This window comes from Kitasatospora sp. NPDC057692, assembly GCF_042799475.1.
In the GTDB taxonomy this organism is placed as follows: Bacteria; Actinomycetota; Actinomycetes; order Streptomycetales; family Streptomycetaceae; genus Kitasatospora.
Window position 1 is genome coordinate 1 of the sequence record NZ_JBHVIV010000018.1, and the last position, 14812, is coordinate 14812.

Below are 14812 nucleotides of genomic sequence, written 5' to 3' on the forward strand. Positions count from 1 at the left end.
CCCCGGGAGGTCGAACACCTCCCGGGGACTTCTCCCGTGCGCACCACCCTGGCCTCAGGCCGCCGCCGCGAGGGCGTCGAGCGGGTGCTCGCGCAGCGTCCGGCGGGTGGCGCCCAGGTTGGCCGCGAAGGTCAGCACGATGACGACGGCCACCACGATGAGGTAGATGCCCGGGCCGATGTCCGGGACGGCCTTGTCCGCCGTGGCGATGCTGAACGGGATGATCGAGGCCAGCGCCGCGATCGTGCCCGCGATCAGCCCGGTGACCACGATGATCGCGCTCTCGAAGCCCACCGTGCGCACGACCTGCCCGGGGGTGGAGCCGACCAGCCGCTGCTGGCCGAACTCGCGCCGCCGGTAGACCGTCGCGGTGACCGCGAGGTTGATCAGCACGATCGCCGCGAAGACCGCGATCGTGGAGACGATCACGAAGTTGAGGGTCTCCACGTTCTTGTCGTCCTGGGAGCGCACCAGCCGGCCGGCGTCGACCGCGTCGTTCTGCAGGACCTGCATGTAGAGCGAGCCGGCCGCCATCCCGACGAACAGGATGATCGGCATCAGCACGCCCGCCATCCGGTTGGCACGCTCCCGGATGTTGGCCTGGGCCAGGTAGCCCGGAGTGCCGCCGAAGCCGCGGGCCAGGCTCCCGACCAGCGTGCTGGCCACCCGCAGCAGCCACGGGGAGAGCAGGGCCAGACCGATCGAGATGTGGATGCACGCCTCGCCGGCGATGGACATGGTGATGTAGCCGCGGTCCTTGAGCACGGTCGAGACCAGCACACCGGCGTCGATGCCGAGCAGCAGGAAGACGATGCCGAAGGCGATCCGCTTCTTGGTCATCTTCGCGGAGCCCGACACGCTGCTGACCAGCGCCTCACGGGTGCTGATCGTGGCGGCCCGGCGGCCGGTGACGTACGCGGCGATCGCGGCCGCCAGGAAGGTGATGCCGAGCCCGTTGCCCAGCGCCATCACGCCGAAGTGGTAGTCGATGCCGCGGGTCACCTGCTTGGTGGACACCAGCATGTTGACCACGGCCTTGCCGGCGAAGTAGCCGACCGGGAGCGCGGCCACGGCGGCCAGCAGGGTGACGACCGCGGTCTCGACCATGATCATCCGGGTGATCTGGGACGGGACCGCGCCCGCGGACTTGAGCAGGGCGATCTCGTTGCTCCGCTGGCGCACCGTGAGGTTGAGGGTGGCCGCGATCCCGAAGGCCACGATCAGCACACCCCAACCGTTGACCACGTAGCACATCGTGGTGAGGGTCTTCTTGTCCTGCGCCGAGACACCGTCGGCGACGCCGGTGTCGAACAGCGAGGAGAAGGCCATCAGGATGGCCGCGCCGAGGAACACGTTGAGGAAGGTCGCGGCGAAGCTGCCCTTGCGCAGTCGCAGCGAGCTCAGGGCGATGCGGAACATGGATCAGGACTCCGATCGGGCGTGACGGCGGGCGACTTCCTCACCCAGGCGGGCCATCTCCTCGGCGACGGCCGCCGGGGTCGGCCGGGCCATCTCGTCGACGATCCGGCCGTCGACCAGGAACAGCACCAGGTCGGCGTGCGAGGCGGCGATCGGGTCGTGGGTGACCATGATCACCGTCTGGCCGAACTCGCGGACCGCCTGGTCGAAGAGGTCGAGCACCTCGCCGGCCCGGTGGGTGTCGAGCGCGCCGGTCGGCTCGTCCGCGAAGATGATCTGCGGGTTGGTGACCAGGGCCCGGGCGATCGCCACGCGCTGCTGCTCACCACCGGACAGCTGGGCGGGGTGGTGGTCCAGCCGGTGGGTCAGGTCCACCCGGTCCACCACGGCGGCCATCCGCTGCCGGTCCACCCGCTTGCCCTCCAGCCGGAGCGGCAGCGTGATGTTCTGACGGACCGTCAGCGAGGGCAGCAGGTTGAACTGCTGGAAGACGAAGCCGATCCGGCCGCGGCGGAACCTGGTCAGGTCCGTCTCGTTGCCGAAGGCCATCGGCTGACCGGCGATGCTCACCTCGCCGCTGCTCGGCCGGTCCAGCCCCGAGGCGCAGTGCAGCAGGGTGCTCTTGCCGGACCCCGAGGGCCCCATGATCGCGGTGAACGTACCCGCGGCGATGGACAGGTTCACATTGTTGAGCGCGCTGACCGGGACGCCGGTCCTGTCGTAGACCTTGCTGACCGCAGTCAGTCGGAGTACGTCCCCCACGACCGGACGGCCCAGGGCGCCTACTCGGTTCATCATTCCTCATCTCGTCGGGCGCAATTCCTGACGCTTATGAGCATCGCGCGCGCACCGCCGGGAGTCAGGGGTGGAAACTCCCCGCCGATGGTAGGGCTAACACCCCACTCCTCTCCGGGACCCGCCCCAACTGCGCCGATACCGGCGGACGGTGGTCAACCACCCCTGGTGCGGGCTCACCCGATAGGGGTTGAAGGGCCCAGGTGAGGGTGCCAGATTCGAGGCATTATGACGACCAACGCACCGACCCAGAACAGGGCCCGCGACCTGGGTGCCTGGATCCGACGCTTCCAGCCCGCCGAGGACGCCGCCGTCCGGCTCGTGTGCCTGCCGCACGCCGGCGGGGCCGCGACCTACTACTTCCCCGTCGCCAGGGCGCTGGCTCCCGGGATCGACGTCCTGTCCGTGCAGTACCCCGGCCGCCAGGACCGCCGCAGCGAGCCGGTGATCGAGGACGTGCGCGCCCTCGCCGATCTGATCACCGCCGAACTGCGCCCGTGGTGCGACCGGCCGCTGGCCCTGTTCGGCCACAGCATGGGCGCCCTGGTCGGCTACGAGGTGGCCCGGCGGCTGCAGGCCGAGGGCATCGCGCCGCTCGGGCTGTTCGCCTCCGGCCGGCGCGCCCCGTCCACCGTACGGGACGAGGCCGTGCACCGGCGCGACGACCAGGGCATCATCAGCGCCCTCCGGGAGCTGAGCGGCACCGGCGACGAGGTGCTCGACGACGAGGACCTGCTCGGCATGGTCCTGACGGCGGTGCGCGGGGACTACAAGGCGGTGGAGACCTACCGCGCCGACGGCGGCCCGGTGCTCGACTGCCCCATCCAGGTGCTCACCGGCGACAGCGACGAGATGACCAGCCCCGAGGAGAACCTCGCCTGGGAGCGGCACACCACGGCCGAGTGCCGGGTCGAGGAGTTCCCCGGCGGACACTTCTACCTCTCCGAGCAGGCGCCGGCCGTGCTGGCGTCGGTCCGGGACCGGATGAGCGCCTGGGCGGCCGCACCGCGGCACCCCTGAGACCGCGCCGGGGGGAGCCAGGGGTCGGCGGCCCCGGTCCGTAGGGGCGCCGGATCATCGCAGGCGGGACCGTGCGCCGGTGCCCGGCGACGCCTTCGCCGGGCACCGCGCGACCGGGTTCTCAGGGGCCCGGCCCGGGGTCGGCTAGGGGTAGGGGGACGCCTTTCGGCGCTCCTAGTGTGAGGCACGTGCACCAGGTTCGCCGATACTTGATTGAAGGGTGAGGGCGACATGGAAAAGCCCGAAGACAAGCTGCTCCACGCCCTCCGGGTCTCGCTCAAGGAGACCGAGCGTCTGCGCGAGCAGAACCGCAAGCTGGCCGACGGCCCGCGGGAACCGATCGCGATCATCGGCATGGCCTGCCGCTTCCCCGGCGACGTGGCCACGCCCGAGCAGCTGTGGCGGCTGGTGGCCGACGGGGCCGACGCGGTCGGCCCGTTCCCGACCGACCGCGGCTGGGACCTGGACCGGTTCTTCGACCCGACGGGCGAGCGGCCCGGCACGAGCTATGTCACCGAGGGCGGCTTCCTGCACGACTCCCCCGACTTCGACGCCGGGTTCTTCGGCATCTCGCCGCGCGACGCGCTGCTGATCGACCCTCAGCAGCGGCTGCTGCTGGAAACCACCTGGGAGGCGTTCGAACGGGCCGGCATCCCGCCGCAGTCGGTCAAGGGCAGCCAGGTCGGCGTGTTCAACGGCGTGATGTACCACGACTATCCGGGCAGCTACGGCTCCTCCGGGGTGGTCTCGGGCCGGGTGTCCTACCACTTCGGCCTGGAGGGCCCGGCGGTGACCGTCGACACGGCCTGCTCGTCCTCCCTGGTCACCCTGCACATGGCCGCGCAGTCGCTGCGGCAGGGCGAGTGCTCGCTCGCCCTGGCCGGCGGCGTCAGCATCATGTCCACGCCCCGGATGTTCGCGGAGTTCAGCACCGGGCGCGGCATGGCCTCCGACGGCCGCTGCCACTCCTTCGCGCAGTCGGCGGACGGCATGGGGTGGTCCGAGGGCGCGGGCGTGCTGCTGCTGGAGCGGCTCTCCGACGCCCGGCGCAACGGCCACCCGGTGTGGGCGGTGGTGCGCGGCACCGCGGTGAACCAGGACGGCGCCTCCAACGGCATGACCGCCCCGAACGGCCCCGCCCAGCAGCGGGTGATCCGGGCGGCCCTGGCCAACGCCCGGCTCTCGGCGGACCAGGTGGACGCGCTGGAGGCGCACGGCACCGCCACCACCCTCGGCGACCCGATCGAGGCGCAGGCGCTGCTGGCGACCTACGGGCAGGACCGCCCGGAGGACCGCCCGCTGTGGCTCGGCTCGGTGAAGTCCAACCTCAGCCACACCCAGGCCGCGGCCGGGGTGGCCGGCGTCATCAAGATGGTGATGGCGCTGCGGCACGGCGTGCTGCCGCAGACCCTGCACGTGGACGAGCCGACCCGGCACGTGGACTGGACCGCCGGGAACGTCCGGCTGCTGACGGAGCGCCTGCCGTGGCCGGAGACCGGCCGGCCGCGGCGGGCCGCGGTCTCGGCGTTCGGGCTCAGCGGCACCAACGCGCACGTGATCCTGGAGCAGTGCGAGGACGCCGCGACCGGCGGCGACGAGGCACCGGCTCCTTCGGGTGTCGCGGCGTGGCCGGTGTCGGGGCGTGGCGCGGAGGCGTTGCGGGCGCAGGCGGGGCTGCTGCTGGAGCGGGTCGAGGCGGCCTCGGATGCCGAACTGGCCCTGGTCGGGCGGTCGTTGGCGATGGCGCGTACGCACTTCGAGCAGCGTGCGGTCGTGATCGGTACGGGCCGGGAGGAGCTGCTGGCGGGCCTGAGCGCGCTGGCACGGGGCACCGACGCCCCCGGCGTCGTCCACGGGACGCATACGGCCGGCCGGACGGCGTTCCTGTTCACCGGCCAGGGCTCGCAGCGCACGGGCATGGGCGAGGAGCTGTACCGCGCCTTCCCGGTGTTCGCCACCGCCCTGGACGAGGTCTGCGCCCTGCTGGACAAGGGACTTGAGCGCCCGCTCAAGGACGTCATGTGGTCCGGGACCGGCGAGAACCTGCTCGATCGGACCGGCTACGCGCAGTGCGCCCTGTTCGCCGTCGAGATCGCCCTGCTGCGCCTGTTCGCCTCCTGGGGCGTCACCCCCGACTCCGTGGCCGGGCACTCGATCGGCGAACTCGCCGCCGCCCACGCGGCCGGCGTCTGGTCCCTGGAGGACGCCTGCACCCTCGTCGCGGCCCGGGCCCGGCTGATGCAGGCCCTGCCCACCGGCGGCGCGATGACCGCCATCGTCGCCACCGAGGACGAGGTCCGCGCCGCCCTCCTGCCCGGCGTCGACATCGCCGCCGTCAACGGCCCCCGCGCCGTGGTGATCTCAGGCGAGTCGGAGGCCGTGGCCAAGGTCGCCGCAGGCTTCGAGCGCACCAAGGCCCTGACCGTCTCGCACGCCTTCCACTCCGCCCTCATGGAGCCGATGCTCCAGGAGTTCCGCGCCGTCGCCGCCACCCTCACCTACCACGAGCCCAACCTCCCCCTCGTCTCCACCCTCACCGGAAAGACCGCCGCCGAAGGCGAGTTGAGCGACCCCGAGTACTGGGTCCGCCAGGTCCGCGAAAGCGTCCGCTTCGCCGACGCCCTCACCACCCTCACCACCACCGGCGGCGCCACCCGCCTCGTCGAACTCGGCCCCGACGCCGTCCTCACCGCCATGGCCGGACAGTGCCTGGAGGAGCCCGAGGCCGTCCGGACCGTGGCGTCGCTGCGCCGGGGCCGGCCGGAGGAGCAGTCGGTCGTCTCGGTGCTGGCCGCGCTGCACGCCGACGGCACGCCCGTGGACTGGACCGGCTTCTACCCGGGCACCGGCAGCACCGACCTGCCCACCTACGCCTTCCAGCGCCAGCGCTTCTGGCTGGAGTCCAACTCCTCGGACGGCGACCCGTCCTCGCTCGGTCTGGAGGCCGTCGGCCACCCCCTGCTCGGCGCGGCCACCGTGCTCGCCGACTCCGAGGGGCTCGTGCTCTCCGGCCGTCTCTCCACCGCCACCCACCCGTGGCTGGCCGACCACCGGGTCGGCGGCCGGACGCTGCTGCCCGGCACGGCCTTCGTCGAGCTGGCGCTGCGGGCCGGCGACCGGGTCGGCTGCACCGCGGTGCGGGAACTGACCCTCCAGGCGCCGCTGGTGCTGCCCGAACAGGGCGGCGTCCGGATCCAGGTGAGCATCGGCAACCCGGACGCCGACGGCGCCCGGCCGGTGGCCGTCTTCTCGCAGCCCGACGGGCCGGACGTCGAGGAGCCCTGGACGCAGCACGCGGAGGGGCTGCTGGCCTCGACGGACGGCGGGTCGGCGTTCGACCTCACCGCCTGGCCGCCGCAGCAGGCGCAGGCCGTCGACCTGGACGGGATGTACGAGGACCTGGCCGCCGCGGGCGGTCTGGCCTACGGCCCGGTGTTCCAGGGGCTGCGCGCCGCCTGGCGCCGCGGCGACGAGGTGTTCGCCGAGGCGGCCCTGCCGGAGCAGGTCCGGCACCACGCGCCCGACTTCGGTCTGCACCCGGCGGTGTTCGACTCGGTGCTGCACGCGATCGGCCTGCTCGGGGCGGACGGCCCGGACGCGGCCGAGGGCGGCGCGGCCCTGCCGTACACCTGGTCCGACGTGGAGCTGTTCGCCGCGGGCGCGCCCACGGTCCGGGTGCGGATCACCCGCGCCGCCGGTGCGTCCGCCGACGGCGCCGAGACCGTCGCCCTGCAGATCGCGGACGCGGCCGGGCTGCCCGTCGCCTCGGTCGGATCGCTGACGCTGCGGACCCTCTCCGCGGCGGACGCCGACGGCCCGTCCCGGCGCGGCGGCGACCTGCTGTACCGGGCCGACTGGACCCGGCGCGGCATCCCGGCGCGGCCGGAGAGCGCCGCGGCGGAGGTGGCGCCGCTGGACGGGGCCGGGACGGCGGACCGGGTGCCCCCGATCCTCGTGCTGCCGGTCGACGGCGGCCCGGACGCGGACGCGGCCCGGACGGCGGTGCACCGGGTGCTGGCCTCCGTGCAGTCCTGGCTCGCGCAGGACCGGTTCGACTCCTCCCAGCTGGTGCTGGTGACCCGCGGCGCGGTGGCGCTGCCCGGCGAGGACCCGGCCGACCTGGCCGGCGCCGCGGTGCACGGCATGATCCGCTCCGCCCAGGCGGAGTACCCGGGCCGGCTGTTCCTGGTGGACGCCGAGGACGGGCGGGACGTGTCCGGGCTGCTGCCGGGGATCGTGGCGGCGGGCCTGGCCGAGAGCGCCGTGCGCGGCACGGACCTGTGGGTCCCGCGGCTGGTGCGGGCGGTGCCCGCCGCCGAGGGCGAGCGGCAGACCTGGGCCGTCGCGGCGGCGCACCACGGAAGCGTGCTGATCTCCGGCGGCACCGGCGCGCTCGGCAGCCTGCTGGCCCGGCACCTGGTCGAGCGGCACGGCATCCGCCGGCTGCTGCTGGTCAGCCGCAGCGGCGCCGACGCCCAGGGCGCGGCCCAGCTCGTCGCCGAGCTGGCCGAGCTGGGCGCGGAGGCGGAGGTCGCCGCCTGCGACCTCGCCGACCGCGAGGCCGTGCGGGCCCTGCTCGCCGAGCGGGACATCGCGGCCGTGGTGCACACGGCCGGCGTGCTGCGCGACGGGACCTTCGCCTCGCAGACCCCGGAGCGCTTCGACGCCGTGCTGGCCGCCAAGGCCGACGCGGCCTGGCACCTGCACGAGCTGACCGCGTCCCACGAACCGGCCGCGTTCGTGCTGTTCTCCTCGGCGGCCGGTGTGCTCGGCGCCCCCGGGCAGGCCAACTACGCGGCCGCCAACAGCTTCCTCGACGCCCTGGCCGCGCACCGCCGCGCCCAGGGGCTGCCCGGCCAGTCGCTCGCCTGGGGCCAGTGGGCCCTGGCCGAGAGCATGGGCGGCACCGGCAAGGGCGCCGCCGACGCGCTCTCCGCCGAGGAGGGGCTGGACCTGTTCGACACCGCCGCGGGCCTGGACGAGGCCGTGCTGGTCCCGATCCGGCTGGACCTCGCCGCCCTGCGCGCGGACCCCGACGCCTTCCCCGACCTGCTGCGCGGCCTGGTGCCCGCCGTCCGGCGACCGGCCGCGGACCGGCAGGCCGGCGCCGAGCCGCTGCGCGCCCGCCTCGCCGGGCTGCCCCGCGCCGAGCAGCTCACCGCCCTCACCGAGCTGGTGCGGGTGCACGTCGCGGCGGTGCTCGGCTACGCCGGTCCCGAACTGGTCGACGCCGACCGGGTGTTCAAGGACCTCGGCTTCGACTCGCTGACCTCGGTCGAGGTGCGCAACCGGCTGGCCGCCGCCTCCGGCGTCCGGCTCCGGGTGACCGTGGTCTTCGACCACCCGACCGCCCGCGAGCTGGCCGGGCACCTGCACGGCGAGATCTTCGGCGCGCTCACCGACGAGCCGGAGCAGCCGCTGCCGGGCGGCGCGGAGAGCGATCCGATCGCGATCGTCGGCATGGCCTGCCGCTACCCGGGCGGGGTCGAGTCGCCCGAGGACCTGTGGCGCCTGGTGACCGCCGGCGAGGACGCGGTCTCCGCCTTCCCGGCCGACCGCGCCTGGGACATGGACTACTGGAACGAGCTGGTGGCCGCGACCGGCAAGCAGCCGGAGGGCGGCTTCCTGCGCGACGCCACCGACTTCGACGCGCCCTTCTTCGGGATCAGCCCGAACGAGGCGCTGATGATGGACCCCCAGCAGCGCAAGTTCCTGGAGGTGTGCTGGGAGGCGCTGGAGAGCGCGGGACTGGACCCGGTCGCCCTCAAGGGCAGCCCGACCGGCGTCTTCGCCGGGGCGATGCAGAGCGACTACGACGCCGGCCCCGCCGGGCTGCTGCCCGACAACCTCTTCCACCGGGGCACCGGGACGCTCGGCAGCGTGGTCTCCGGCCGGGTCTCGTACCTGCTCGGCCTGGAGGGGCCCGCGGTCTCGATCGACACCGCCTGCTCCTCCTCCCTGGTGGCCCTGCACATGGCCGCCCAGGCGCTGCGCAACGGCGACTGCTCGCTCGCGCTGGCCGGCGGCGTCACCCTGCTGGCCTCCCCCGAGGCCTTCGCGCTGTCCGACATCCAGGGCGGCTCCTCGCCCGACGGCCGGTGCAAGGCCTACTCGGACGAGGCCGACGGCGTCGGCTGGTCCGAGGGCGTGGGCGTGCTGGTCCTCGAACGCCTCTCCGAGGCCCGGCGCCGCGGCCACGAGGTGCTCGCCGTGGTCCGCTCCACCGCCGTCAACCAGGACGGCACCTCCAACGGCCTGACCGCACCGAACGGCGTGGCCCAGGAGCGGATGATCCGCCGGGCGCTGGCCGTGGCCGGCCTGCGGCCCGCCGACGTGGACGCGGTCGAGGGCCACGGCACCGGCACCACCCTCGGCGACCCCATCGAGCTCGGCGCCCTGCTGGCCACCTACGGCCAGGACCGGCCGGCCGACCGGCCGCTGTGGCTCGGCTCGGTCAAGTCCAACATCGGGCACAGCCAGGCCGCCGCCGGCGTGGCCGGGGTGATCAAGATGGTGCTGGCGCTGCGCCACGGGCTGCTCCCCCGCTCGCGGTACGCCCAGGTGCCCACCAACAGCGTGGACTGGTCCGCGGGGCAGGTCCGACTGCTGGCCGAGAACGTCCCGTGGGAGCGGAACGGCCACCCGCGCCGGGCCGGCGTCTCGGCCTTCGGGTACAGCGGGACCAACGCGCACGTCATCGTCGAGCAGGCCCCGGCGGACGAGCCGGGCGGGCCGGGCGCGGAGGCGCCGGCGGCCCCGGCCGGTGCCCCGCCGGTGCTGCTGCTCTCGGCGCGCACCGACGAGGCCCTGCCGGCCCAGGCCGGGCGGCTGCACGCCCATCTGCTCGCCCACCCGGGGCTGGACCTGGCCGACGTCGGCCACCGCCTGGCCACCTCCCGCTCCGCCATGCCGTACCGGGCCGCCGTGGTCGGCGCGGACCGGGAGGAGGCGCTGGCCGGCCTGGCCGCGCTGGCCGAGGGCCGCGAGGTGCCCGGCGTGGTCCGGGGCGCGGCGCGCACGGGCCGCCGGACGGCCTTCCTCTTCCCCGGCCAGGGCATCCAGCGCGCCGGCATGGGCCGCGGGCTGTACACCGCGCTGCCCGCGTTCGCGCGGGCCTTCGACGAGGTCGCCGAGGCCTTCGGCCCCTACCTGGAGCGCGACCTGCGCGAGGTGGTGTTCGCCGAGCCCGGCTCGGCCGACGCCGCCCTGATCGACCGGACCGGCTACACCCTGGCCGCGGTCTTCGCGCTGGAGACGGCGCTCTTCCGGCTGCTCGAATCCTGGGGCCAGAAGCCCGACTTCGTCCTCGGGCACTCGGTGGGCGAGCTGGCGGCGGCGCACGCCGCCGGGGTGCTGGGGCTGGCGGACGCCGTCCGGCTGACCGCGCACCGCGGCCGGCTGATGGAGGGCCTGACCGGCGGCGCCGCGGTCGCGATCGAGGCCGCGCCCGAGGAGGTCGAGGCGCTGCTCGGCGACCGGGTCGGCATCGCCGTGGTCAACGGGCCGCGGTCGGTCGTGGTCTCCGGGGACGAGGCGCCGGTGCTGGAGCTGGCCGCGCACTGGAGCGGACTCGGCCGCCGCACCCGCCGGCTGACGATCAACCAGGCGGTGCACTCGCCGCAGATGGACCCGATCCTGGACGAGCTGCGCGAGATCGCGGCCGGCCTGTCCTACGGCGCCGCGCGCGTCCCGGTGGCCTCCACCGTCACCGGCCGGATCGCCGACGCGGGCGACCTCGGCACCCCGGAGTACTGGGTGGCGAACTGCCGGCGGACGGTCCGCTTCCTCGACGCCGTCCGCAGCCTGGAGGAGGCCGGGGTCACCCGGTTCGTCGAGCTCGGCTCCGACGGCACGCTCAGCGCCCTCGCCCAGGCCTGCCTGGCCGAGGGCGACAGCGGCGCGGTGATGGTCCCGCTGCTCGCCAAGGACCGGCCCGAGGAGCTCTCCGTGCACCGGGCCGCGGCCCGGCTGTACACCGAGGGGCTCGGGCTGGACGGCGCGCTGCTGTTCACCGGTCGCACCGCGCGGCGGGTGCCGCTGCCCACCTACGCGTTCCAGCGCCGCCGCTACTGGCCCGACGTGGACCCGAAGGCCCTGCGGGGCGGCGGCGACCTGGCCGCCACCGGCCTGGAGCCGGTCGCCCACCCGGTGGTCGGCGCCGCCGTCGGCTTCGCGGACTCCGACGGGGTCGCCCTGATGGGCCGGCTCTCGCTCGGCACCCACCCGTGGCTGGCCGACCACCGGGTCGGCGGGGCCGTGATGCTCCCCGGTGCGGCCCTCGTGGAGCTCGCGGTCCGGGCCGGGGACGAGGTCGGCTGCCGCCGGCTGGAGGACCTGACCCTGGAGCAGCCGCTGATCCTGGCGGAACGCGGCCGGGCCCAGGTCCAGCTCCAGGTCGTGGTCGGCGCCCCGGACGGCGCGGGCCGCCGACCGGTGGCCGTGCACTCCCGGGCCACCGCCCAGGACCCGTGGACCCGGCACGCCGCCGGCACCCTCGCCGCCGACGCCGGGGCCCGCCCGGCCCCGCTGGCCGAGTGGCCGCCGGCCGGCGCCGAGGCCCTGGACCTCGACGAGCTCTACCCCGGCCTGGCCGAGGCCGGTCTCGGCTACGGCCCGCTGTTCCGGGGGCTGCGCGCGGCCTGGTCGCTGGGCCAGGACGTGTACGCCGAGGTCTCCCTGGACGACTCCCCCGGCGCGCAGGTGCTCGGCTTCGGCCTGCACCCGGCCGTCCTGGACGCCGCCCTGCACGCGATCGCGCTGTCCGAGGGCGAGGTGACCCGCGGGCTGCCGTTCGCCTGGTCCGGCGTCGAGCTGTACGCGACCGGCGCGACCAAGGTGCGGGTGCGGGTGAGCCCGCTCGGCGGCGGCGCGGTGTCGATCACGCTGGCCGACCAGGCGGGTGCGCCGGTGGCCGCGGTCGAGTCGCTGCTGCTGCGCGGCGGGACCGACCTGGGCCGTCCGGCCGCGGCCGGACGCCACGAGTCGCTGTTCGGCGTCGACTGGCTGCCCGCCGCCCTCGCGGCCGACGGCGAGGCGCGGCCGGTGCGGACCGTCGACCAGCCGGTCCCCGGGACGGACGCGGACGCGGTCCACCGGGCGACCCGGGCGGTCCTCGACCTCCTGCACCGGGAGCTCGCCGACCAGGACGACACCGGCGCCGGCGCCGACAGCGGCCTCGCTCCCGAGCAGGGCCCGCTCGTCCTCGTGACCCGCGGCGCCGTGGCACTGCCCGGTGAGGACGTCACCGACCTGGCCGGCGCCGCCGTCTGGGGCCTGGTCCGCTCGGCCCAGTCCGAGCACCCCGGCCGCTTCGTCCTGGCCGACCTGGACGACGACCCCGCCTCGCACGCGCTGCTGGCGGCCCTGGTCGCCTCCGGCGAACCGCAGGCCGTCATCCGCGCGGGAGCGGCGTCCGTCCCCCGGCTGGTCCGGCCGCGCGCCCTGGCGGCGGACGGCGGGACCGCCGGGGCCGGCAGCGCCTTCGGCGGCGAGGGCACCACCCTGCTCACCGGCGCGACCGGAAGCATCGGCGCCCTGGTGGCCCGCCACCTCGTCACCACCCACGGTGTGCGCCGCCTGCTGCTGGTCAGCCGCGGCGGCGCCCTTCCGCGGGAGGCCGCCGACCTGGCCGCGCTCGGCGCCCACGTCGAGGCCGCGGCCTGCGACCTCGCCGACGCCGACGCCGTGACCGCGCTGCTCGCGGGCATCCCGGCCGAGCACCCGCTGACCGCCGTCGTGCACCTCGCCGGTGCGCTCGACGACGGCGCCGTCACGGCCCTGACCGGGGACCGGCTGGCCGCCGTGCTGCGCCCGAAGGTGGACGCCGCGCTCAACCTGCACCGGGCGACCCGGGACGCCGACCTGACCGCGTTCGTGCTCTTCTCCTCGGCCTCCGGGCTGTTCGGCAACCCGGGCCAGGCCAACTACGCCGCCGCCAACTCCTTCCTGGACGCCCTGGCCGCGCACCGCCGCGCCCACGGGCTGCCCGGCCAGTCGCTGGCCTGGGGCCTGTGGGCGGCGACGCTCTCGGGCGCGCAGCAGGCCCGGATGGCGCGGGCCGGCATGGGCGCGCTCTCCGCCGAGGAGGGCATGGACCTGCTCGACGTCGCCGCCGTGCGGCCGGAGCCCTTCCTGGTGCCGGCCAAGCTGCTGCTCTCGGCGGGGACGTCCCCGAACACGGAGACGCCGTACCTGCTGCGGGCGCTGGCCGCGCCGTCCCGGCGCTCGGCGGCCGCCGCCGCGGCCCCGGCGGACCCGGCCGATCTGCGCCGCCGCCTCGCGGCCATGCCCGCCGCGCGGCGGGCCGAGGCGGTCCGCGAACTGGTCCTGGAGAACGTCGCGCAGCTGCTCGGGTACTCCGGCGCCGGGTCCGTCGACCCCGACCGGCCGTTCCTGGAGCTGGGCTTCGACTCGCTCACCGCCGTGGACCTGCGCAACCGGCTCGCCACCAGCACCGGACTGCGCCTGCCCGCGACCGTCGTCTTCGACCTCCAGGACTCCGAGGCGCTGGCCGCGCACCTGCTGTCCGAACTCGCCGGTACCGACGCGCCCGGCGGCACCGGGCCGGACGGGGCGGCGGGCGGGACCGCGCAGGCCCCCACCGGCTCCGCCGACCCCGCCTCCGACGGACTGCGCCGGCTGTTCGTCGAGGCCGTCCAGGCCGGCAAGACCCGCGAGGGCCTGGCCGTGCTCGGTTCGGCGGCCAACCTGCGCGCCTCCTTCGGCTCGCTGGCCGACCTCGGCGCGGCACCCGCCGCCGTCCGGCTCAGCGAGGGCGCGGGCCTGCCCCGACTGCTCTGCCTCTCCACTCCGGTGGCCATGGGCGGCGCCTACCAGTACGCCCGGATCGCGGCCCGGCTGCGCGAGGCGGCCCAGGTCTCCGTGCTGCCGATGCCGGGCTTCCTGCCGGACGAGGCGCTCCCTGCGACGGCGGACGCCGTGGTCGAGGTCCTCGCCGCAGGCGTCCTGGAGGCCGCCGACGACACCCCCTACGCGCTGCTCGGCTACTCCTCCGCCGGCGTCTTCGCCTACGCGGTCGCGGCCCGGCTGGAGGCTCTCGGCCGGGGACCGGCGACCGTGCTCCTGCTGGACACCTACCCGGTGGGCGGCGCGGCCTCCGGCGACGGCACCGGCTCCGCCGAGGCGGCCAGGTCCCGGGCCGAGACCGTGGTCGACATGGCCGCCGGGATGCTCCGGCAGGAATCGGACCAGGAGTCCCTCGACCGCACCAAGCTGACCGCGATGGCGCGCTACATGGAACTGCTGCCCACCGTCCCGGTCGCCGGACTGGCCGCCTCCACCGTGCTGCTGCGCCCCGAGCGCCGCTTCACGATCGGGTCCGACGACCCGGCCGCCGCCACCGGGCCCGACACGGATGACGCCTGGCGCACCGACTGGAGCCTGGCCGACCAGGTGCGGACGGTGCCGGGCGACCACTTCAGCATCGTCGCGGACGACGCGCCGTCCACCGCCGAGGCGGTGTGCGCATGGCTCGCCGCAGAACTGGGGCAGGGGCGGTCCGAATAGGGGTGGGTCGGGCCAGCTACGCGTCGTTAGCGTTCGAAACGGAGACGGACAA

At 75.4% G+C, this 14812-nt stretch carries 4 protein-coding genes; 2 read left to right on the forward strand and 2 right to left on the reverse strand.

Features of this window, described 5'->3' with window-relative positions; genetic code table 11:
• Positions 1 to 54: 54 nt before the first annotated feature.
• Positions 55 to 1419, reverse strand: a complete 1365-nt coding sequence (locus tag ACFVFS_RS13160) for an FtsX-like permease family protein (RefSeq protein ID WP_380623342.1) — start codon at positions 1417 to 1419, stop codon at positions 55 to 57.
• A gap of 3 nt (positions 1420 to 1422) precedes the next feature.
• On the reverse strand, positions 1423 to 2214 hold the full coding sequence (locus ACFVFS_RS13165; RefSeq protein WP_380623344.1) for an ABC transporter ATP-binding protein: 792 nt from the start codon (positions 2212 to 2214) through the stop codon (positions 1423 to 1425).
• 228 nt (positions 2215 to 2442) lie between these two features.
• Between ACFVFS_RS13165 and ACFVFS_RS13170 the strand changes: the two genes are divergently transcribed.
• Complete coding sequence (locus ACFVFS_RS13170) at positions 2443 to 3234, forward strand: thioesterase II family protein (RefSeq protein WP_380623345.1); 792 nt, start codon at positions 2443 to 2445, stop codon at positions 3232 to 3234.
• 231 nt (positions 3235 to 3465) lie between these two features.
• On the forward strand, positions 3466 to 14760 hold the full coding sequence (locus tag ACFVFS_RS13175; protein WP_380623347.1) for an SDR family NAD(P)-dependent oxidoreductase: 11295 nt from the start codon (positions 3466 to 3468) through the stop codon (positions 14758 to 14760).
• The last annotated feature ends 52 nt before the right edge of the window (positions 14761 to 14812 follow it).